Source organism: Nonomuraea sp. NPDC001699, from assembly GCF_053596455.1.
On the sequence record NZ_JBSFGF010000014.1, the window covers coordinates 64,676 to 85,788 of the forward strand.

At 65.3% G+C, this 21,113-nt stretch carries 19 protein-coding genes and 4 pseudogenes; 15 read left to right on the forward strand and 8 right to left on the reverse strand.

The genetic code is table 11. The annotated features are described in order from the left end of the window. The first annotated feature begins 112 nt into the window (after positions 1-112). Both ACWCSU_RS34070 and ACWCSU_RS34075 read left to right on the forward strand, forming a co-directional pair. Entirely contained in the window at positions 113-481 is a 369-nt protein-coding gene (locus tag ACWCSU_RS34070; RefSeq protein ID WP_449940500.1) for a transposase, read from the forward strand. Positions 482-907: 426 nt separating this feature from the next. Next, positions 908-1,902 (forward strand): annotated as a pseudogene (locus tag ACWCSU_RS34075) (IS5 family transposase). A gap of 44 nt (positions 1,903-1,946) precedes the next feature. Here ACWCSU_RS34075 and ACWCSU_RS34080 read toward each other — a convergent pair. Then, the gene (locus ACWCSU_RS34080) at positions 1,947-2,486 is read right to left on the reverse strand and encodes a hypothetical protein (RefSeq protein WP_449940502.1); all 540 of its coding nucleotides are present in this window, start codon (positions 2,484-2,486) and stop codon (positions 1,947-1,949) included. A gap of 300 nt (positions 2,487-2,786) precedes the next feature. Here ACWCSU_RS34080 and ACWCSU_RS34085 point away from each other — a divergent pair, with 300 nt between their 5' ends. From ACWCSU_RS34085 to ACWCSU_RS34110, 6 genes and pseudogenes are all read left to right on the forward strand, one after another. Beyond that, entirely contained in the window at positions 2,787-3,911 is a 1,125-nt protein-coding gene (locus ACWCSU_RS34085) for a sensor histidine kinase (RefSeq protein ID WP_449940503.1), read from the forward strand. Then, a complete protein-coding gene (locus tag ACWCSU_RS34090; RefSeq protein ID WP_449940505.1) occupies positions 3,908-4,555 on the forward strand; it encodes a response regulator in 648 nt (215 codons plus the stop codon). The genes ACWCSU_RS34085 and ACWCSU_RS34090 overlap by 4 nt, the downstream gene beginning before the upstream one ends. A gap of 86 nt (positions 4,556-4,641) precedes the next feature. Next, on the forward strand, positions 4,642-4,791 hold the full coding sequence (locus ACWCSU_RS34095; RefSeq protein ID WP_449940506.1) for a hypothetical protein: 150 nt from the start codon (positions 4,642-4,644) through the stop codon (positions 4,789-4,791). 119 nt (positions 4,792-4,910) lie between these two features. After that, positions 4,911-5,348 (forward strand): transposase, encoded by a 438-nt coding sequence (locus ACWCSU_RS34100; RefSeq protein WP_449940723.1) that lies wholly within the window; start codon positions 4,911-4,913, stop codon positions 5,346-5,348. Next, a pseudogene (locus ACWCSU_RS34105) lies at positions 5,318-5,392 on the forward strand (hypothetical protein); the annotation flags it as partial. The gene ACWCSU_RS34100 and the pseudogene ACWCSU_RS34105, both read left to right, overlap by 31 nt. Before the next feature lie 113 nt (positions 5,393-5,505). Beyond that, complete coding sequence (locus tag ACWCSU_RS34110) at positions 5,506-5,952, forward strand: transposase (RefSeq protein WP_449940725.1); 447 nt, start codon at positions 5,506-5,508, stop codon at positions 5,950-5,952. 321 nt (positions 5,953-6,273) lie between these two features. Here ACWCSU_RS34110 and ACWCSU_RS34115 read toward each other — a convergent pair whose 3' ends face one another. Continuing rightward, a complete protein-coding gene (locus tag ACWCSU_RS34115) occupies positions 6,274-6,915 on the reverse strand; it encodes a response regulator transcription factor (RefSeq protein ID WP_357694337.1) in 642 nt (213 codons plus the stop codon). Next, positions 6,912-8,273: a sensor histidine kinase gene (locus tag ACWCSU_RS34120; protein ID WP_449940507.1), complete on the reverse strand. Its 1,362-nt coding sequence runs from the start codon at positions 8,271-8,273 to the stop codon at positions 6,912-6,914. The genes ACWCSU_RS34115 and ACWCSU_RS34120 overlap by 4 nt, the downstream gene beginning before the upstream one ends. A gap of 112 nt (positions 8,274-8,385) precedes the next feature. Here ACWCSU_RS34120 and ACWCSU_RS34125 point away from each other — a divergent pair. The 3 genes and pseudogenes from ACWCSU_RS34125 to ACWCSU_RS34135 all read left to right on the forward strand — a co-directional run. After that, a pseudogene (locus ACWCSU_RS34125) lies at positions 8,386-9,036 on the forward strand (ABC transporter ATP-binding protein); the annotation flags it as partial. Between the two features lie 65 nt (positions 9,037-9,101). Further along, a complete protein-coding gene (locus ACWCSU_RS34130; RefSeq protein ID WP_449940509.1) occupies positions 9,102-9,866 on the forward strand; it encodes an ABC transporter permease subunit in 765 nt (254 codons plus the stop codon). Beyond that, on the forward strand, positions 9,863-10,639 hold the full coding sequence (locus tag ACWCSU_RS34135) for an ABC transporter permease subunit (RefSeq protein WP_449940510.1): 777 nt from the start codon (positions 9,863-9,865) through the stop codon (positions 10,637-10,639). Before ACWCSU_RS34130 ends, ACWCSU_RS34135 begins: the two co-directional genes overlap by 4 nt. Positions 10,640-10,739: 100 nt before the next feature. On the opposite strand, the gene ACWCSU_RS34140 is transcribed toward ACWCSU_RS34135, so the two are convergent. From ACWCSU_RS34140 to ACWCSU_RS34150, 3 genes are all read right to left on the reverse strand, one after another. Beyond that, positions 10,740-12,425 carry a ribonuclease J gene (locus ACWCSU_RS34140; RefSeq protein ID WP_357694345.1) on the reverse strand — a complete coding sequence of 562 codons (1,686 nt, stop codon included), beginning with the start codon at positions 12,423-12,425 and terminating at the stop codon, positions 10,740-10,742. 54 nt (positions 12,426-12,479) lie between these two features. Further along, the gene (dapA, locus tag ACWCSU_RS34145; protein ID WP_449940511.1) at positions 12,480-13,397 is read right to left on the reverse strand and encodes a 4-hydroxy-tetrahydrodipicolinate synthase; all 918 of its coding nucleotides are present in this window, start codon (positions 13,395-13,397) and stop codon (positions 12,480-12,482) included. 237 nt (positions 13,398-13,634) lie between these two features. Next, positions 13,635-14,081: a GNAT family N-acetyltransferase gene (locus tag ACWCSU_RS34150; RefSeq protein WP_449940513.1), complete on the reverse strand. Its 447-nt coding sequence runs from the start codon at positions 14,079-14,081 to the stop codon at positions 13,635-13,637. A gap of 881 nt (positions 14,082-14,962) precedes the next feature. On the opposite strand from ACWCSU_RS34150, the gene ACWCSU_RS34155 reads away from it, so the two are divergent. From ACWCSU_RS34155 to ACWCSU_RS34165, 3 genes are all read left to right on the forward strand, one after another. Next, the gene (locus ACWCSU_RS34155; RefSeq protein WP_357694351.1) at positions 14,963-15,679 is read left to right on the forward strand and encodes a GntR family transcriptional regulator; all 717 of its coding nucleotides are present in this window, start codon (positions 14,963-14,965) and stop codon (positions 15,677-15,679) included. A gap of 1,570 nt (positions 15,680-17,249) precedes the next feature. Further along, positions 17,250-17,906, forward strand: a complete 657-nt coding sequence (locus ACWCSU_RS34160) for a JAB domain-containing protein (RefSeq protein ID WP_449940516.1) — start codon at positions 17,250-17,252, stop codon at positions 17,904-17,906. A 659-nt stretch (positions 17,907-18,565) separates the two neighbouring features. Beyond that, positions 18,566-19,033 carry a transposase gene (locus tag ACWCSU_RS34165; protein WP_449940518.1) on the forward strand — a complete coding sequence of 156 codons (468 nt, stop codon included), beginning with the start codon at positions 18,566-18,568 and terminating at the stop codon, positions 19,031-19,033. 441 nt (positions 19,034-19,474) lie between these two features. On the opposite strand, the pseudogene ACWCSU_RS34170 reads toward ACWCSU_RS34165, so the two are convergent. Continuing rightward, positions 19,475-19,627, reverse strand: a pseudogene (locus ACWCSU_RS34170) (short-chain dehydrogenase); the annotation flags it as partial. Beyond that, on the reverse strand, positions 19,624-19,839 hold the full coding sequence (locus ACWCSU_RS34175) for an SDR family oxidoreductase (RefSeq protein WP_357694355.1): 216 nt from the start codon (positions 19,837-19,839) through the stop codon (positions 19,624-19,626). The pseudogene ACWCSU_RS34170 and the gene ACWCSU_RS34175, both read right to left, overlap by 4 nt. A 552-nt stretch (positions 19,840-20,391) precedes the next feature. Here ACWCSU_RS34175 and ACWCSU_RS34180 point away from each other — a divergent pair. After that, positions 20,392-20,703, forward strand: a complete 312-nt coding sequence (locus ACWCSU_RS34180) for a hypothetical protein (protein WP_357694357.1) — start codon at positions 20,392-20,394, stop codon at positions 20,701-20,703. Positions 20,704-21,113: the final 410 nt, after the last annotated feature.

A 21,113-nucleotide genomic window follows, 5' to 3' on the forward strand; every position in this document is an offset into this window, starting at 1 on the left:
CTCAAATACCCGCACATTTTCATCATTCCCGCCCCGCGCACACACTTCCAGCCCAAGAACGCTCCGATATCCCTCTTACCACGGCTCCCCGATCCCGCTTAGATAGTGAGCCGTGGCAAGACGTAGCGAGTTGACCGACGAAGCATGGGAGCGGATCGCGCCTCTGCTCCCGGTTGCCGCAGGCCCCGGCCGCCCTTGGCGGGGACACCGGCAAGTAGTTAACGGAATCCTGTGGCGCTTCGAGACTGGAGCGACCTGGCGAGAAATCCCCAAATGCTACGGCCCCTGGCAAACCTGCTACGAACGATACAAACGCTGGACCGAAGACGGAACGTGGGCAAGGGTCCTAGAGGAAGCACAAGCCGGAGAAGATCCCAACCCTTCCCAGGCAACCAGCCCCCCTCCACCACACCCCATTCAAGGCCCTCAAAAAGGAACAAACACCAACGGACAACCACCCCACGCCCTCGAGCACCCATGAGGGACGCAAAATGGGACGCTTATCCCACTATCCCCGAACTGTCCACCCTCAGCACTCCACCAGCATCAACATAAGCATTCGGCCCCACAACTAGGCCACCGGCTAGTAATCTTCACCCTGAGCAAGCCGAAACACGAACGGTTGCCACACTTAACCGTTCAATGTAGGACGAGACTGATCCGATAGCGGATCCCACAGACACCCGCGCGGGCACTTTAGAAACCCCCTCCATTTTGCCCGCGCGGGCACCTACTGGCTCCTCCACTTCGGCCCGCGCGGGCGCCACCCCTACACCTGTGCCCGTGCGGGCCGATCCTGAGCGTCGGCAGTTCTGTACGAACCGATGCTCGTCCCTAGGGACTGTACGGAGTTGAGATCAGAGGGATTGCCTGCGGTATGGCCGGTCGCCCTGGTAGGCCATCGAACATGGCGCGTGGAGACCTCACCGACGAAGAATGGTCCTTGATCGAGCCTCACTTACCTCTGGGTGAGCGGGGTCCCATCCCGGATCTGCGGCGGTTGTTCAATGCGGTGATGTGGCGGTTTCGTACCGGCAGCCCGTGGCGTGATCTGCCGGAGGAGTACGGGCCATGGTCCACCGCCTACGACCGGTTCCGCACCTGGGCACTGGACGGCGTGTTCGAGCAGCTGATGCAGGCCATGATCGCTGAGGCCGCAGCCCGGGGACAGGCCGACCTCGTCCTGGTCAGCGTCGACTCCACCACCGCACGCGCTCACCATCATGCTGCAGGGATGGTCTTGGACGGTGAGCTGAGCGCAGCGCTGGAAGAAGCTGTCGAGCGGGAAAGGGGGCTACGCCAAAGGGGCAAAACGCCCCCGATAGCGATCCCGGCGATGACGGCGATGACGACGGGGGGAACGGACGGCGACGGCTACGACGCCGGCACCGGTTCCGGCTGAAGGCGGCCAAGCTGGGCCGCTCGCGGGGCGGGTTGACCAGCAAGGTGCATCTGGCGGCCGATGGCCGATGCCGTCCGCTGTCCTTCGTCCTGACCGCCGGCCAGGCCGGAGACAGCCCGCAGTTCCGCCCGGTGCTGGAGCGCATCAAGGTCCGGCTGCCGATCGGCCGTCCGCGTACCCGGCCGGGCGCGGTGGCCGCGGACAAGGCGTACTCCTCGCGCGGCAACCGCGCCTACCTGCGTCGACGCCGGATCAAGGCGGTCATTCCGGAGAAGGCCGACCAGGCGGCCAACCGCAAGAAGCGCGGATCTGCCGGTGGCCGGCCGGTCACCCATGATCCCGAGCTCTACAAGCAGCGCAACACGGCCGAACGCTGCATCAACCGGATCAAACAGTGGCGTGGGCTGGCTTTCCGGTTCGACAAAACGCCCGAAAGCTATCTGGCCGGCTTGCACCTACGCGGGGCCGTCTTATGGATCCGAAGCCTCCGACCAGCCTAGAGATCCGAACTCCGCACAGGCTCTAAGAGCCTGCCAACAGAGGCTTAGGTGTGGCGGCGGCGCCGATAGTAGGCGTAGGCCAGGGCGAGCACGATCGGGCCCCACAGGTTCAGCGGGCTGATGCATGCCGCGGCCAGGATTTCCCACCAGACGTTCTCGTAAGCGACCTGGTCAACGGTTCCGACCCATTGAAACACCGTCTGTACCGGCAGTATCGACAAGATCGCACCCCCGGCCACCGCGGGGATGATCGCGGCCATCGGCCGTACGCGACGCCCCCCGAGGAACGGGATCCAGTTCGGGACGACCTCTCCCCATCGGCGCACGAGGCCGATGCACAGCAAGGCCGCCAGCTCCGACAACACGCTGAGCCCGAAGATGTACGGAAGCCTGATGATCCACAGCGCCGGCATGTCCGTGTCGTGGACTTGGCCCATCGGGAAGTTGAAGGCGAACGGCAGCCTCCACAAACAAGAAGGAAGCACCAGCCAGGGAAGCCCGTAGGCGGCACGCAGCGCCCAGCGCGGGACGGGCCGTTCGGTGTCGCTGGCGGCCGGAGCTTTGTGCAGCAAGTTGATCGTCATGGTTCTACCTCCAGGACTGTCCGGATGAGTGGCCGGCGTGTGCTCGATCTTGGTGATTCATCTGGCCGTCGGCGGCGAGACCGGCCAGCAGCCATCTCTCCCGCGTCTGCTTCTGCCGGCCCGCGCCCTGCCCGAGTGCTCCGTGAACGGCGCTTGACAGCAGCACGCCGGACATCGGTTTCCGTACCATCGCAGCCTCCTGGCCTCTGGAATCAGCACCCAGACTGCGCTCGCGCGGCGAGGAAGACATCTGCCGATCGGCTGATTCGCCGGCACCGGCGCTGCTCTAAGGTGCCGCCCATGAGACTTCTCGCAGGCGGGCTGGTGGCGGCTGGCGCGCTCGCGCTCGCGTTCGTCCTGTGGCCGCTCCCGAGCCCGCTCGTCGTCGTGCCCGCGGTGCTCACGGCCGCAGCCATGTGGCTTGTCTGGTGGCCGAGGGCACGCCCCCGCCTCGCGGCGATCACGGCGGCCGCCGGTGTGACCGGCGCGGCGTGCACGCTCGTCTGGTTGGCCGATCCCGGCACCGCGGGCGGCCCGTCGACCTACGTTCACACGGTCGCCGTGCTCGCATTGATGACGCTGACCGTGCGCTGGGCCGCCGTACGGCAGGCGGTCCCGGCGGTGGGGGTGGCCGCGATCTCCGAAGCGCTCCTGGCGTTGCAGATCACCCAGCCACCGCCGTCGGGCCTCGACGCGGTCGCCCTCACTCTCTTCTGGTCCATCGGCACGGCAGGCGCAGTCGGCCTCGGCGCCTATCTCCGTGCTCTCGATCGGCGCCGGGTCGAGGCGGTCAGGCAGGCCCGCCGCGCCCAGCGGCTGCAGCTTGCCCGCGACCTGCACGATTTCGTCGCCCACGACGTCAGCGCCATGGTCCTGCAGGCACAGGCGGCGCAGATCCTGCTTGACCGCGATCCGTCCGAGGCCGTAGCTGCACTGCGGGCGATCGAGGAGGACGGCTCGCGGGCGCTGGCGTCGATGGACCGGACCGTACGCACGCTGCGCGAGCTGGAGGGCGACAGCGCCCCCGCCGAGCCGCTGCCTGGCCTCGACGACCTGCCCGATCTGGTACGGCGTTTCGCCGACGCGGGCTTCCCCGACACCGAGATGCGCGTCGAACCGTCCGGCCCGGTGCCGCGCGAGGTCGCGACCACGACCTACCGCATCGTCGTGGAGGCGCTCACCAACGTCAGGAAGCACGCGCCGGCCGGGTCGAGCGTCGCCATTCAGGTGAGCGACGAGACGGGGCCGGTCGTCGTGACCGTGGCCGACCATGCACGCGACCAGGCCCTGCCGCGCCTGCCGTCCGCCGAACGCGCCGGCGTCGGCCTGGCCGGGCTGGCCGAGCGGGTGGAGGCGCTGGGCGGCAAGTTCACCTCGGGCCGCGCCGTCGGCGGCGGCTGGGTCGTGAAGGCGGTGTTCCCATGACCATCCGGGTTCTGATCGCCGACGATCAGCCGGCCGTCCGGCGCAGCTTCCGCACGATCCTCGCCGCCCAGCCGGACTTGGAGGTGGTGGGCGAGGCAGCGGACGGCGTGGCCGCGCTCGACCTCGCCCGCGAGCTCCGGCCGGACGTGGTCGTCGCCGACATCCGCATGCCGCGCATGGACGGGCTCGAACTCACCCGGCGCCTGGCCGGCCCCGAGACGCCATCGCCGATGCGGGTGATCGTCGTGACCACCTACGACCTCGATGAGTACGTGCACGCCGCCCTCCGCGCAGGAGCCTGCGGTTTTCTGCTCAAACACGCGGGGCCGGTGCTCCTCGTGGAGGGCATCAGAGCGGCAGCCGCCGGCGATGCCTTGATCAGCCCTTCGGTGACCGTACGGCTGCTGCGCCATCTCACCCCGTCACCCGCTCGTACCGGCGTACCGGGTGAACAGCCGCTGAGCGACCGCGAGCTGGAGATCGTCAAGCTGGTCGCCGCAGGGAGATCCAACCCCGAGATCGCCGCCGAGTTGTTCATCTCGGCGGGCACCGCCAGGACCCACGTGGCCAACGTCCAGCGCAAGCTCGGTGTGCGCAACCGCGTGGGCATAGCCGCCTGGGCCTGGGAACACGGCCATGCGTGAACCCTGAGCGAGCGCCTGCGGTGACGCCGACACCGTTCGATCGCGGCGACGGCGGTCGCTGCGGCGCTCTGTGTGCCGCGCGTTGTGTGCGCGATCGCGTCAAGGAGGCCGATCCCGTCCACATCGATCGCGCCCACGCCCGGGCGGGTGGCCGTACCTGGCTGTACGACTTCACCTGGCGAGGCCCGGCCGGCGCGACCCACGGCATCGACGTCCCCTTCGTCCTCAGCCTCTAAGCAGCTCAGCGGCCAGGAGCCCGTGGTAGTCCGTCTGCACGCCCGCAGCCGCGAACGCCGGCGGTTGCGCCTCACCGGGAGGTGCATGTCGGGGCCGGAAACCGGCATACCCGTCGGATCTGACCGATGCTCAGTGGTCGGTGCTGGAGCCTGAGGCGCGGGGCGCGATGGCTGAGCTGGTCGCGGTCGCGGACCGGCCGATGGTGCATGACCTGCGCGCGGTGCTGGACGCGGTCAACTATGTGACCCGGTACGGGATCGAGTGGCGGCCCCTGCCGGTGGATTTCCCGCCGCACGAGGCGGTGTATGCGTTCTTCGTGCGCTGGTCGCGGCGTCGTCTGCCCGAACGGCTGGCCGGACGGTTGCGCGGCCGGCTGCGCGGCCGGCTGCGGGTTCTGGCCGGCCGGGAGGAGTTGCCGACGGCCGGGTGTATGGACTCTCAGACGGTCCGGCCGAAACCGTCGGCGCTGCGGCCTGCGGGTATGACGCGGGAAAGAAGCTCAAGGGGCAGAAACGGCCTGTGGTGGTGGACACGCTCGGGCTGCTGCTGTCTGTGATGGTGACCGCCGCGTCGGTACAAGATCGCGACGGCGCGCATCGGGTGCTGGCGCTGCTGCGCGAGAAGTTCTCTGCCATCGGCCTGGTCTGGGCCGATGCGGCTACGCCGGGCGGCTGCAGGCCTGGGCCCGGCAGGTCCTGGGCCTGGCCGTCACGATCGTCAAGCGCAGCGACGACGTGCGCGGCTTCGTGGTGCTGCCCCGCAGGTGGGTGGTGGAGCGGACGTTCGCCTGGCTGGTGCGCTACCGCCGCCTGGTGCGCGTCTACGAACGCAGACCCGACCATCATGAAGCCCTGATCTGGTGGGCCAGCGTGCACCCGATGACCCGCCGCCTGACACGCGAACTGGTCGGCAGGCCACCCGTGAGCCGGTGGAGCGGCCCACCACCTCTGCCGATCTTGTGCAGTCCTGACCGGCGCGGCAAGGTCCTGCAACTCCTGTCCCCTCAGCCCTGGCGAGCCGGGAGAGGAAGCGAACTGGCCGCCATCCTCGGGATCGAGAACGTCAACAGCTTCCGCGTCCAGCTGTGCCAATGGTCCCACCAGGGCTACATCCACAAGATCGGACCGGCTCTCTACGGGCCCATGCCCACCAGCACCTAAGCCTTTGTCAGCAGGCTCTAAGAACCACGCGTCGCGCAACGCGCTGGCCGCAGCGGTGAAGGAGACCAATTCCAGACCCATGCCCCCTCCCCCGGACAAGACAACCCGCCCTCATAAACATCAAGCGCAGTACGGCGGCGCCCCAGCATGTCCACCCGGTAAGCACCCGTCGTGATAGCGCCGGCCCCTGGCTCCCACCAACCCAACGCCCCATGCTCCCGCGTTCCCGACCCCAGGGTCAGGCTTCAGGCATCATGCTGAATCGCTCCGGCTTCGGTGGAGACCTGATCTCTTGAGAGGATCGAGTCCATGCCAGGTGAATCACCGCCTTGCGGAGACCAACCCACTCTCGTATGCCGCGATGACCAGCTGTGCTCTGTCACGAGCCTCCAACTTCGCAAGCAATCGGCTGATATGCGTCTTGATGGTGGCCAAGCTCAACCGCAAATGATCAGCGATCTCCCCATTGGACAGCCCGCGAGCGATCAACAACAGGACTTCCCGCTCTCGCTCCGTCACCCTGTCAAGCCCCTGCGGCCGCTGCACCACCGGAGTCTTCGTGAACTCCTCGATCAAGCGCCGCGTCACCGTGGGCGCAAGCAGGGCCTCACCACTCGCAACCACCCGAACCGCAGCGAGCAGATCTGCAGGCGGCGTGTCCTTGAGCAGAAAGCCACTCGCTCCGGCCCGAAGCGCATCGTAGACATAAGCATCTAGATCGAACATCGTCACCACGAGAACCCGCGAGACATTCCCAATACGCCGAGTCGCCTCGATACCGTCCATATCCGGCATGCGGACATCCATAAGCACCACATCGGGTCGCTGCTCCAAGACGACCGCCACTGCTTCGGTGCCGGTTGACGCCTCGCCTACCACCGTCATGTCAGGCTCGGAATCGACCAGCATCGTGAAGCTCCCCCTGAGCAGAGCTTGATCATCAGCAACGACGACCCTGGTCACGAAACCTCCTGGTAGGGCAGGCGCGCGAAGACACGAAACCCCTGTCGAGGCAAACTCCCCGCTTCGAAGACTCCGCCGTACATCATGACCCGCTCGCGCATCCCGATCAGCCCATGGCCGGAGCCGTCCGCAGGCGACATGTGCCTTCCAGCGCCCTCGTCGATCACCTCTATCCGCACCTCACCCCCATCTGCGGCGACGGATACCCGGCACCGAGTCGGCGAGGCATGCTTGACCACGTTTGTGAGCGCCTCCTGCACGATGCGATAGACGGACAACTCCACACCATCCGGCAACCGTCTTCCCGCCGCCGCATGACCTTCTCGTCGTCCCCTCATGCCATTGCCGGGAACGGCTCCTCCGATCAAGCGATCATTCATCGCCTGGTCGTCGTTCCAAAGCGCGGCGTGTTCCCCTTCACGCGGCTCACCTCCTCTCCGCACCTGTGGCGTGCCTCCGTCCAGAACACGCGCACCCGCACTCTCACCGCCGGCCTCTTCCTCCGCGAGCCGGAGATCAAGCTCAACCTCGACCCCAGCTTGCCGGGCCTGCTCCGCCAAGCCCTGCAGACCCTCGATCCCTGGAACGGGGACAAGATCTGGCAGCTGGGTCGAACGCAGCATTCCGAGCAGGTGGCGCATCTCCACCAGAGCACTTCGGCTGGCGGTCTCGATCACGCGCAGGGCGTCGTGCGCCTCTTCCGGTCTGGTCGCCAGCACGTGATTGGCCACGCCCGCCTTGACCGCGATCAAGCCGACGCTATGAGTCACGACGTCGTGCAGCTCCCGCGCGATACGTAACCGTTCCTGCGTCACCGCGTGCTCCGCCAATCGCTCGGCCTCCCTGGCGGCGTACAGCCTGCGTTCCCGAACCGCCCGCCCTATGGTCCAGGCTCCGCCGAGCGCCGCGATACCGACCAGCGGTTGATCGATGTGCATCAGCCAGACCGGAGCGCCCCCACGCGGTGTGCCGCCTGCCATTACCAGCCCCAACACACTGATCATGCTGACCACGCCGATGGCTGAGGACGGTATCAGGGCGCCGCGCTTGTCGGTCATGGCCACGATGTAGAGCGCATACGCGGGTGCGATGCAGGCGTACCCCACCACATCTACCGCGGCGGCGAAGACGGCCAGCAGCAGCGTGAGACAGAAGACGGACAGGGGCCATAGCCTCCGCACCGCCAACGGCAGCCCCAACCCGCAAGGAAGGGCGATCTTCATCCACGGCGGCACTCCTGGGGTGGCAACCGCCGCCGTGACGAACACGAACGTGAAGGCCAGTCCCGCCGCCAGATCGAGCACGATCAGTTGACCGCGGCTCCAACGCCTGGCGAAGAAGGGATGGTTCTCGTTCACGCGTTGAACGGTAGCCTCTCGCCGAGCTGAGCACGTCAGCCCAGGGTCTGACCTCGAGATTCGAACCGTGGTCTGATGCGCCGCGGACCCGGCATGCCGCATCTTCTTCAGCGTGATCGAACTTCAGCACCTCACCAAGCGCTACGACGACACGCTCGCCGTGGACGATCTGTCCTTCAACGTGGAGCCTGGCCATGTGACGGGATTTCTCGGCCCCAACGGCGCCGGCAAATCCACCACGCTCCGCCTGATCCTGGGCTTGGACGCGCCCACCTCCGGCCAGGCCCTGATCAACGGCAGACGATATGCCTCCTTGAGCAAGCCCATGTTCGAGGTGGGGGCGCTGCTCGACGCCGGTGCGGTCCATGGCGGGCGCAGCGCCTACAACCATCTGCTCTGTCTGGCCACTACCAACGGCATCGGTGCCACACGGGTGGCCGACGTGCTTGAGCAGGTCGGCCTGGGGGATGTGGCGCGAAAACGCGTGGCCGGCTTCTCCCTCGGCATGAAGCAACGGCTCGGCATCGCGGCCGCGCTGCTCGGCGATCCTGGCGTGCTGTTGTTCGACGAACCTGTCAACGGACTCGATCCCGACGGGGTGCGCTGGATCCGCGACCTCATGCGATCGCTGGCTGCAGAGGGGAGAACCGTCCTGCTCTCCAGTCATCTGATGAGCGAGATGGCATTGACCGCTGAACGCATCGTGATCCTCGGCCGGGGGCGGCTCGTCGCGCAATCCACGGTAGCGGAGTTGACCGCGCGCCATCCCTCGCTGGAAGACGCATACATGGCCCTGACGGCGAGCAGTGTCCAGTTCGGCGCGGCGAGATGAGGGCAGCGCTGCTCGCCGAGTGGCTGAAGCTCCGGTCGGTGACTTCGACGTGGAGAGCGATGGGCGCGGCAGCCCTCATGGCAGTACTTGGCGTGGTGTGGACGATCTATGTCAGCGGCCTCGCCGATGAGCGAGGGACACTGCAGGCAGCCGCGCCGGAACAGGGTTTCCTGCCGCTCCTTCAGATGAGCCTCACTGTGCTGGGCGTGCTCGCGGTCACGTCCGAATACGCGACGGGGATGATTCGTGCCAGTCTCACCGTCGTTCCACGGCGCGGCACCTTACTTCTGGCCAAGGCCATCGTCGTCGGCCTGGCCACGTTGACAGCGGGTCACGTCATCCTGCTGGTCACCTATTCGGCGAGCCGTCTGATCGCCGACAACCACCGGCTGGGTTTCAACGAGACATCCCTGACCGATGACGTGCCGATGTTGTTAGCGGCGGGGATCTCGGTGACGGCGCTCGCTCTGGTGGGGCTCGGCTTGGGCGTGGCCACGAGGTCAACGGCCGGAGCGATCACCTCGGTCGTGGCCTTGTTGTTCATCCTGCCCGGTGTTGTCGGATATCTGCCGGCGCCGTGGAACACGCGTGCCGCATCACTGCTGCTGCCGAACCTGGTTCCCCAACTGGTCGGCGATCGCCTCTCGTCACGGCTTGGGGACGGTCTTCTTCCACCTTGGGCCGCGCTCCTGGCTCTCCTGGCCTACCCGGCAATCGCGCTCGGTGCCGGTTTCATCTTGCTCAAGCGGAGGGACGTATGAGTGTTCTCGCCTCGGAGTGGCGGAAGGTCCGCTCGGTCCGATCTTCCTATCTCATCGTCGGCATCAGTATCGGCACGATCCTTCTCGGCCTGGCTCTGGCCTCCATGGCGGCCGGCATGTACGACAACGCCCCGATGGAGCAGCGCCCAAGCGCCCGGATAGCGGATCTGGAGGAGGTTCTGGTGATCGTGCCCCAACTTTGCATGGGCGTGTTGGGCACATTGGTCATCACGTCTGAATACACCACGGGCTTGATCCGAACGAGCCTGACGATCGTCCCCCGTAGATGGCCGGTTCTCGCTGCGAAGTCTGCCGTGGTGGGCGCAATGAGCCTGCTCATTGGGCCGCTGGCGGTGTTCGGGACGTATTTCGTCTCCCGTTGGGTGCTTGGCGACCGCTTCTCCGGTGCGTATCTGACCTCGTTCGCGGACAGGCTGCCGTTCCTGCTCGTCACCAGCCTCACGGTGGCGGTCTTCGCGCTGCTGGGCCTGGGTTTGGGCGCACTTCTGCGTTCCGCCGCCGGGGCGATCACTGTGTTGGTGGGTCTGATCTATGTGATCCCGATGATCGTGGGCAACATCCCGGAGCCCTGGAGTGAACGGCTGGGCTCGATCATGATCGGTGCACTGCCCCGCGAGATCACCGGTGACATCATCACCACGTCGGTGTACGGGTCACTTCTGTCTCCGCCTGCGGCTGCCGCTGTGCTGGTGGCGTACGCGGTGCTCCCCCTGCTGGCCGCCGTCTGGCTCATACGCAGGAGGGACGCTTGAAATGCCTGCTCCAAGGACCTTGTCGAGGCGTCTCCACCGCCGTCTGATTCTGCAACCGCAGGTACGGCAGGCTCAGGTGCCTGCCGTACCTCTCGGTGGCTCAGACTTCGAGCACGACAGGGATGATCATGGGTCGGCGGCGATAGGTGTCGCTGACCCAGCGGCCGACCGTGCGGCGCACGACCCGGCGGATCTCCTGCATGTCGACCACGCCGTCCGCGGCCTTGTCCTGAAGAGCCCTTTCGATCTGTGGAATGAACTCCTCGAACTGCGCCGGATCGATGCCGGACCCTCGCGCATGAATCTCGGGGCCGGCGGTGAGCTTGCCGGTGGCGGAGTCGACCACGACGACCACCGAGATGAACCCTTCGTCGCCGAGGATCCTGCGATCCTTGAGCGAGGTGTCGGTGATCTCGCCCACCGAGGTGCCGTCGACGTAGACGTATCCGGCGTGAACCGCTCCCACGATCCTCGCCCTGCCGTCGACCAGGTCCACCACGACGCCGTCTTCGGCAATCACGATGTGGTCGTCGGGGACACCGGTGAGCGCGGCGAGCTTGGCGTGCGCCCGCAGGTGCCGCCATTCGCCGTGAACCGGCATGAAGTTCGAGGGACGGGTCAGGTTCAGGACGTAAAGAAGCTCGCCTGCGGCCGCGTGGCCGGAGACGTGCACCTTGGCGTTGCCCTTGTGCACGACACGAGCACCCCACCTGGTGAGCCCGTTGATCACCTTGTTGACCGCGGTCTCGTTCCCTGGCACCAGGGACGACGCCAGCAACACAGTGTCACCCTCGGCGATGCGGATCGGATGATCGCGATTGGCCATCCGCGACAGCGCCGCCATGGGCTCGCCCTGAGAGCCGGTGCAGACCAGCACCACGTCTTCCGGCGGCCACTCCTCGATGTCGCGCGAGTCGACGATCAACTCCGGCGGCACCTTGAGGTAGCCCAGGTCACGGGCCACGCCCATGTTCCGGACCATCGATCGTCCTACCAGGGCCACCTTGCGGCCGTGCCTGGCAGCGGCGTCCATTACCTGCTGGATGCGGTGCACGTGCGAGGCGAAGCTCGCCACGATCACGCGCTGTTCGGAGGTGCGGATCACCTCGTCGATGACCGGCCCGATCTCCCGCTCACTGGTGACGAAGCCCGGCACCTCGGCGTTGGTGGAGTCCGACATCAGCAGGTCGACGCCCTCGGTGCCGAGCCTGGCGAAGCCGCCGAGGTCGGTGAGCCGGCCGTCGCTCGGCAACTGGTCCATCCGGAAGTCACCGGTGTGCAGGACGATGCCGGCGGGCGTCCTGATCGCCACGGCCAGCGCGTCGGGGATCGAGTGGTTCACCGCGAGGAACTCGCAGTCGAAGGGCCCGAAGATGTGCCGTTCGCCCTCGACGACCTCGACCTTGGTCGGTTGGATCCGGTGCTCCGTCAGCTTGGCCTCGATCAGGGCCAAGGTGAGCTTGGATCCGATGAGCGGGATATTGCGCCGCTCGCGCAGAAGGTAAGGCACGGCCCCGATGTGATCCTCGTGGGCGTGCGTCAGCACGACGGCTTCGATGTCGTCGAGTCTGTCTCTGATGTATTCGAAGTCGGGCAGGATCAGGTCGACACCCGGCTGGTCGGGCTCGGGGAACAACACCCCGCAGTCGACGATCAGCAGCCGGCCGTCGTATTCGAAGACGGCCATGTTCCTGCCGATCTCCCCCAACCCGCCGAGCGCGACGATGCGCAGGCCGCCGTAAGGCAGCTCCGGCGGGGGGCCAAGCTCAGGATGCGGATGGCTCATGCCCGGCCCCCATGGTCAAATCGTGTTCTCAAAACTCCCGGTTCCTCCCCGTTCCTATGCGTCCGTCAACTTCACCCCGCCGGCCACCAGGCAAGCACGCAGCTCGGCGATTTGCTTCTCTGTCGCGGTCACGAGCGGCAGACGTACCGGTCCCACCGGCACGCCCACCAGGCTCAGCGCCGCCTTTGCCATGATCGCGCCACCGGCCTTCAACATGATCCCGTCCACCACGGGTGCCACCTGACCGTGTACTTCCAGCGCCTGCTTCACATCACCGCTCTTGTGCAGCTCGATCATGCGAGCCAGTTCGGAGCCCACGACATGCCCGACGACGCTGACGAACCCAGCGGCACCAAGGGACAACCAGGCCAGGTTGAGGAGGTCGTCGCCGGAGTAGAAGACGAGATCGGTCGCCGTCATCACCTGGCTGGCGGCGAACAGGTCGCCCTTCGCGTCCTTCACGGCCACGATGCGGTCGTGCTGCGCCAGACGGATCAACGTCTCAGTCTTGATCGGAACGCCGCTGCGTCCGGGGATGTCGTAGAGCATCACCGGGAGCTCGGTGGTGTCAGCCACGGCGGTGAAGTGCTGAAAGAGCCCCTCTTGCGGAGGCTTGTTGTAGTACGGAGTCACCACCAGCAACCCGTGGGCGCCCACGTCCGCCGCCTGCTTCGCGAGCTTGACGGTGTGACGCGTGTCATTCGTCCCCACCCCCGCCACTACGGCCGCGCGGTCGCCAACAGCCTCGAGGACGGCGCTGACGATCCGTCGCTTCTCCTCGTCCGAGGTGGTGGGCGACTCGCCTGTCGTCCCATTGACGATCAGGCCTTCATTGCGCTGCTCGTCCACCAGGTAGGTGGCCAGGCGTCGTACTCCCTCGTAGTCGACGTCGCCGTCAGAGGTGAACGGCGTGACCATCGCGGTCAGCATGCGACCGAAGGGTGCTTCGGCGGTTCCAGTTGGCGATGCCATAGTGCGAACGCTACCTGGATTCGCAAAAGCGTTGGACGTCGCCACCCCGCTTTGCCTGCCTCGCGGGGGCATTTGCCCTCATTCGCGGGCCTTCGGAGGGGCAAGGCTACAAGGGCGACCGCTTGGTGCAACCCGATGAGCTTCGCCTGCGATCACCCGGCCAGCAGGCGAATCCTCGAGTTCTCCCTTTCCCTGAACGGGATCGAAGGGGAAACTTCGACAGCCTCCGGGCAGTCCTTACCTCGACAGTTCGATCTGGTACTTGATGAAGCCTCGGTTCTCGGCGACCTTGTCGTAGAGACGGCGCGCGGTGCTGTTCGATTCATGGGTGTTCCAGTAGACCCGGGAGCAGCCGTGATCACGAGCCCAGTCGGCGACGGCCTCGATCAACTTGCGTCCCACTCCCCTGCCCCGGACATCGGCAGCGGTGAACAGATCCTGGAGATAGCAGACGTCGGCGTCAGGGGCCGAGGTGCTGGCATGGACCAGGAAGTGCGTGATGCCGACGAGTCGCCCGTCCAACCTTGCACCGAGGGCGTGCATCCGGGAGTCCGCCTGGAATTCCTGCCAGGCCCGTTCGTACATCTCATCCGGTTCAACTCGCTGGTAGAAGTGGATGTACGACCGGAACAGGTCTTCCCAGACGTCCCGGTCGGACGGCATGAGCTTGTCAATGCTGATCACATGGACTCCTTACAGGCACGGCCTCAGAACGCCGCCCCCGAAGGGCACACGGAGCCAACAGTCGAGACGAGGGCGGAAGGTCACAACCTAGGGACAAGGTGGCCCTCTCCAACACAGCCACTTCTTTGCGATATCAGAGGACCACTCCGCTTGATGCCAGGCCGAAAAGCTGACCTTCATGAGGGCCGGCCCACACAGGGCCTCGAAGCTACAGGGCCCCGATGCTGTCGCCGACTACCGATCGCGGAGTCACCTGCAAGGTGGCGTCGCTCTGCAGCCCCTCGGACATGAGGGCTGAGTCACGGGCAAGACCTTGCCGAGGCTGACGGCTCTGCGTGTGTTGCGACTCTCATCAGCCGCTCTCCTGGCCCACCAGAAACCAGATCCGTTGCAGGCCACGGATCATGTGCGTCCTCGTCCTGCGCGTGACTCCTCCATGCCTGCGAGCAGTATGACTACTTACTGTCACACGGTTGCGCATGGACTTCGCAGCATGGCGTGGTCCACGGTCCCGTCCGACAGGCTCTTGCTCAGCTCGCTGCGATCGCACCTTCAGCCGCGGAACCGGGAATTCGGTCAGTAACAGGTCAGAAAACCCGCAAACCAGTGCGCAACGTACCAAATGGGCTGGACGAACTCGTCGCAACGGCCGCTCTCGACGGCGCGCGCATTGGAAGAGGTCGCCGATATGTGCTCGGGGGTACACACATCGACGACCTCTACCGGAGAATCGGTGTCCCTTACATCAGCGTTACAGGGTTTCTCCGATAATTTTTCACCATCGCAAAGTTGGGGCTCCAGCAGTCATCGATGACGGTCGGTTACCTGTCGAATACGGCAACATGGGGCAACGCCTCACACGAACCCCCAGGGATGGACTAGTGGCCACCTCAGATCCGGTCTACCTGCGTGTCGTCGAAGACATCCGGCGGCAGATCCTCGACGGCACCCTCCCCCCAGGCGCGCCCATCCCCTCACGGGCGCAGCTGACCCGCAAGTACCAGGTCGGCGAGACCGCTGCCCGTCACGCTCTCCGCGTACTCGCGGGCGAAGGTCTCATCATCGGCCGCGTCGGTTCAGGCCATTACGTTAGGGACCGTCCAAATTTGACCCCCTTGCATCGATGGCGTTTCCTGGATCACCCCGCGCCGTTCGCGTCCGACCTGCAGTCGCAAGGCAGGCGCGTGACGTGGGATTGGCACAGCGAACCAGCCGATGCCAGCCCTGACATCGCCAGACGCCTACGCATCGACGAACAATCCACGCTGACCAGAACGAACTACGTCTTTCGCGGCGACGGCAAGCCGATCCAGCTTGTCACCGCCTACGAGCCGATGGCGTTCGTCGCCCACACCGAGGAGGAGCGCCGGAGTCTGGTCGCGAGAATGTACGCCCATGGCATAAAGATCACTGAGGTGGTCGAGTGCATCCACACCCGGGTGCCCCAACCGGCCGAGAGCGACGCGCTCGACCTGGCGGCAGGGGTTCACGTTCTCCATGTCGAACGTACGCATTGGGCCGGCGAACGTCCTGTGGAAACGAGCGACATCGTCATTCCAGGTGATCGCTTCAGAATGATGTACAGCATGCCCGTCTGACCGGATTCAGAGCTCCGGGCGGCGCCGCGCCTCGCCGCCTGGAGCCTCGCCTGCCCGCAAACAGTCACTCGGGAAGCGACGTCTCAGGGAGCCGAAGGCGACACCCCAGCTTCCGTCATGACGCCCGTTGACATGGCCGATTGGCGCACAAGATGTGAGTTGGGCAAAGCAGGTCGAATTTTCACCGACGTACTGCCCGGCGACGGTGGTGCCGATGGGGGAAGCCGGCGACCGGGCGCGTAAGTGTCGCCGTTGCCCACGTGGGCCGGAACCGGTGATTCCTGCGAGCCGGGTGCCATCGTGAGCCGCCGGCGGTGCGGTGGCACTGGATGCTGTCGGCGACGTGGGGCAGGGTGCTGCGGGACAAGGATGCTGCGGCGCAGTGAAGCAGCGCGCGATTCTTCCCACAGTGCTCTGATTTCGACCCATCCACCAGGAGCCTCTCAAGGGTCTGATCAAGTCGGGCGCTCCGCCGTCGGACCGCCAGGTGCGCTTCAGACGAGAAATGTCTCACTGCTCGACCGGCCAACTCCCGGCGTTGCGGACGAGACGGCCAGGCAGCGGGACGCAGTCAGCCGTGCGGACGCGCAATACCTGGCGGCACCGGTGGCCATCCCCACGATCTGGCCGACGTGGAGCAGGTCGAGGTCGTCCTTGCTCATGACGAGCCGCAACCCTGCGCGTAGATGACGTGTTCCTGAAGATCGACTCCGATCAGACGCGCACCGACGTCGAGACGATGGCCATGGCACCGATCCCGACGCCGAGGTCCTGTGGCGCAAGCCGCCTGTGCTCGCGCTTGCCGCCCTACCTGGGACGACACCCGGCCGCCTCAGCGAGCCGTCGGCGTGCCGACGAGGTCACGCTCCTCTGAGATCTCGGGCATTCGATCGGCGACATCGGGCGTCGACGCACGACTCGAGTCGAGATGTGTCCCGGCTGAGTATCAGCAACTGCCTTCAACGGCCCCAAAATGAAAGCCTCAGCGTGGTGCGAGCGGCTCGCGGTCGACGAGATCCTTGAGCAGGGACTGACGAGCCGCACTGCCTCTATCGGAATTATCCCGATAATGCCCATTTAATGATCGACACTGCATCGAGACCAGGAAGGCGCCTCGTGGACACGGTAGACAAGCGGTTCAAATCTTCGCCCGCCTTCTCCTAGCACGGCGCTGATAGGCCAGGCATTCTGGCGCTTTCTCGGATGACAAGGACGGCCCGGAGCTTGTGGCGGAATTGGAGGCGCCGGCGTCGGCCGAAGCCAGGGACCATCGTCTGGTTCCCAACACTGCCGAAGCTGACATCGATGCTGGTAGACGGCATACTCAGAAGTAGGCGACCACATGACGAACAGAGAGTGATTACCCTCATGTCGCCATACGAGCGCACTGCCTGAAGGCAGAGCCCGCGTCGAATGGATACGAAGCCGCCCATTCCTCTCACTGAAGATCCACGACTGCCGTCCGCGTAGATCAAGCGTGATATCTCCGTCTATTGCACGCTTCTTGGGCCCGGAATTGAGGAGCTGAGATTGTCGGTCCTCGTTGATAGAACGGGTGCGGAGGTTGCGAATGCGAGTCAAAGATCTGTACGAGCGCGATCGGCCGCGAGAGAGGCTCATGTCGAGCGGCGCGGCGGTGCTTGCCGACCGGGAGCTGCTGGCTGTCCTGCTCGGTTCCGGCTTTCGTGGGGCGAGCGCGCTGGAGCTGGCCAGTCAAGTCATCGAACACTGCGGTGATCTCGATGCGCTCGGGCGCGCGGACCCGCATCGGCTGCTCAGACTGCGAGGTATAGGGCCGGCCAAGGCCGCGCGGGTGGCGGCGGCGTTTCACCTCGTACGACGTGCGGCGTCGGAGCCTGCGCGGGCCCGCATCGCCAGCACATCCGATCTGGCGGAGGTCTGCGCGCCTTTACTGCGTGGCCTCGGGCACGAGCGCTTCGTCGTGGTGGTGTGCGATACGCGGGGCGGCGTACTGAAGCGTTCGGTGCTGGCGGAGGGGGGCGCCGATCACACGACGGTGCCGGTGCGGGAGACCATCTCTCTGGTGCTCACCACCGGTGGCGCCATGTTCGGCGTTGCCCACAATCATCCTGGAGGCTCTCTCGATCCCAGCGATGCCGATCTGGAAGTAACGGCACGCCTGGCCGAGGCCGCTCAGACAGTTGGGCTACGCCTCCTCGACCATCTGATCATCACGGACGCTGCCTGGAGGCGGATCTCCATGTAAATCACCTTCATCTGGGACCTCGGCGGAGATTCGAGCTCGGGAGGCTCAAAGGGAATCTTCCCGCCGATAGCGTCGAACAGGAGAAACACATGGGGCAGTTATGAGAATCTAATGGCGCGAGTTGAGGCTGTAATGGACGTCGGCCAGCCAACAGACCCGCCTTGGCGTGGTCCCGCGCATCCCGGAGAGTGCGGGACCACGCTTCTCCTTCTCGCGAATAAGATTTGGCCGATCAGCGAGCCGGTCGCGAGAGTGGACCGTTTGCCCAGATTCTTCTGGACGGTCGGCAGCAATCGAAAGTTCACAGCTGCGCCCATTGAGGAAGTATGGCCCGGCGATACCGAGGCAATTCGCCCAGATCTGAGGCTTTAAGCATCACCGCCGAAGGACTCTGCGCCGGTTTGCCCCTTGCCTCTTGAATTGCGTCTGTTGAGCACAAGACGTTGGTCATGAGGATTAGTCGTTGACGGGATACACCTCCTGCCGCGTCCGCCTGGAAATTTTGGCCAATCCTTGCCGATCTGCTGCGCTGCCCATGACGGAGAAGGCACACTGGTTCCTGCGGCCATTGCAAGCCTCCTTCACCCCTTGAATCGTTGCTATTCGAAGGGGACTTGCGATGGCCGTCCTTATTGCCCTGGTGACGAGGCTGAGAGCAGATGGCAGTCGAGGGTAGGGATAAATTGCGCCATACGGATCTGACCAATGCGGAGTGGGAACGGCTGGTGCCGTTGCTGCCTGACGGTGCAGTTGAGCGGCGGCGGCACGGAGAGCAGCGAATGGTGATCAACGGGGTGCTGTACCAGGCGCGTACCGGGTCGCCTTGGCGCAGTCTCCCGGATCGGTTCGGATGTTGGATCACGGTCTACAAACGGCAGCGCCGCTGGTCGGCGGACGGGACCTGGGGGCGTCTGCTCAGGGATGTGCAGGCGGCACAGGGCACTGCTGGCCACATGAGCGGGGATGTTGTGGTGCATCCTGGCGCTGTCATGAGCTACGACGTCGGGGCCTCGGTTGAGGCTGCGCGTGAGGAGGGGGCTGGGGCGGTACAGGTCAGCGATCCTGTGCTGGCGAGCCTGGCACTCCGTCTCACCGAAGTGATCAACATGGCGAAACGTAAGGGTTGAGGCCGGGTGCTGGTGGCAGCAGGCGCCGGTCGGTTGTTGGCGTAGGGCGCCTGCTGTGGCGACGTCGACTGGCCTGTTCCTGATCACGGGGACTACAGGAGTCGACATGGTGCATGGCATGGAACCGTGTGGTGATGGAACTGGATGTGGGGTGTCAGAGCGCTCGTTGCGGGCCGCTCTCCCTTGGGCCGACGGGTTCAGGACCAGGTGATCTCGCCGGTTCGGTCGACGAAGCGTCCGGAGCGCGCCGGGCGTTTCTGTGGCCAGGGTGACGATCGCGTCCGTGCCTTCGGTGACGGTTGGGGCCGCTGTTGCCGTTGAGGTCTGTGGCGGTGTAGCCGGGATCGGCGGCGTTGCTGCGGATGTGGGCAGGGCCTTGGCGTACTGAGTGGTCATCGTGAGCGCTGCCTTTGAGGCGGTGTAGGGCGACGCGATCGCCGATGATTCGGGCCGGGACGGTTCATGGGTGTGGGCGAGCGAGCCCATGCCGCTGCTGACGTTGATGATGACCGGGTCGGGTGATCGGCGTAGCGGCGGCAGGAAGGCTGTGGTTGTTCGGACCACGCCGGCGAGGTTGGCGTCGAAGAGGTTCATGGCGTTGGTGCCGGACAAGGTGGCGGGGCGCCGGAAGGACCGTGGATGCCGGCGTTGTTGATCAGAGTGTCGATTCGACCCTCGTGGGCGGCGACATCGGCGGCCGCTGCGGCGACGGACGCGTCGTCGGTCACGTCGATGCGGACAAGGCGCGCGCCGAGTGCGGTGGCGGCCTGCGTGCCTCGCTCGGGATGTCGTGCGCCGAGCAGCACGGTGTGACCGAGTTCGATGAGCGGCGGGCGGTCTCGTGACCGAGCCCCTTGTTGGCTCCGGTGACGAAGGTGATCGTCATGTGGCCATGTTCGGGCGGGTTGTGGCGGGAGGCCAGGGACGAATCAGCGGTAGGAGCAGGTCGTCTGGGTGACGCCGGGGCGTTCTACTGCTTTCGGGATTGCGTTCAATCAGCCGGACGGCTGGGAATGGTCTGGTTCCAGCCATTCGGCACGCCTGCGTTGCGGTGGCGTCAGGCAGGCCTGAATTGGAGTCGCAATTTCGTAAGTGTCTGCGAGTGGGTGAGTGATCCCGGCTAACACATATGCACGATCTGCCTCTTATCGAGGTGGTCTTTTTTCCTCCGACATGCCGGACAGATGAGAACGTCCTGGAACAAGCTCGAGCTGTCGGGAGAAGAAAACCACTCCAGAGGTGCTTGCCGGCGATCGCGGCGGGCGCGGACGGCTTGTCAATATGTGCTCGCACAAAGTGAGCTCGGCGCCAGTGCGGGGCCGAGCTTCCCGTCATCCACTGGTAAGGGGTAGGGGTACGTGAACGTTGAGGTGGAGATCCTCGATCTACAACTCCGTCTGCAGGCGTTGGAGACTCGTTCGTGCTCGGGGAGCCACGACGCGGTGTTGGCCGGGTTGGCTGCTGCGAGGGCTGAGATCGTCGATGTTCGCTCGGGGGTCAGTCAGGACTTCGAGATCCTCAACTTCGAGATCGCACGTCTCCGGAAGCGGTTCGACGAGGGCTGCAGCGCCAGCCTGTTGGAGACGATGACGATGCTGGAGGGCCTTCGGTTCCAGCTGAACGATCTAGGGCTCAGACTTGATCGCCTGTTGGCGAAGGATGACGCGTAGCGCGGATTTGAGCCCCCGACTCAAGTCGGGGGCTCGCCTTGCCGGGGTTGTCGCGGATTGCTTGACTGCTCGAACGGGATGGCGCTGAGCAATGGGCGTCGATTTCAGGTCCGGCTTGAGCAGCTCGGCGAGACGCTGGTTGCCTTGAGGAGTGGTGACGGCCATCCCGTGTTCCTTCTAGAGCCTTGTCCGAGAACGAAGGAGCCTACGTGATGGCCGCGAAGAACAGTGTGCCGTGTCCAAGGTGGCGCGCAAAGCCATTCTGGAACTGTGGCTCCTACTTCTGTCATCTCGGGTTGGCTGGAGAGAATACCGGTGCTTGCGCGTTAATCAGGAAAGTCCGACTTGGGCGAAGGCTCGGATGGCGAAATCAGGGTACGCCCCCGGAGAATGGGTGCTTTTCACATGGC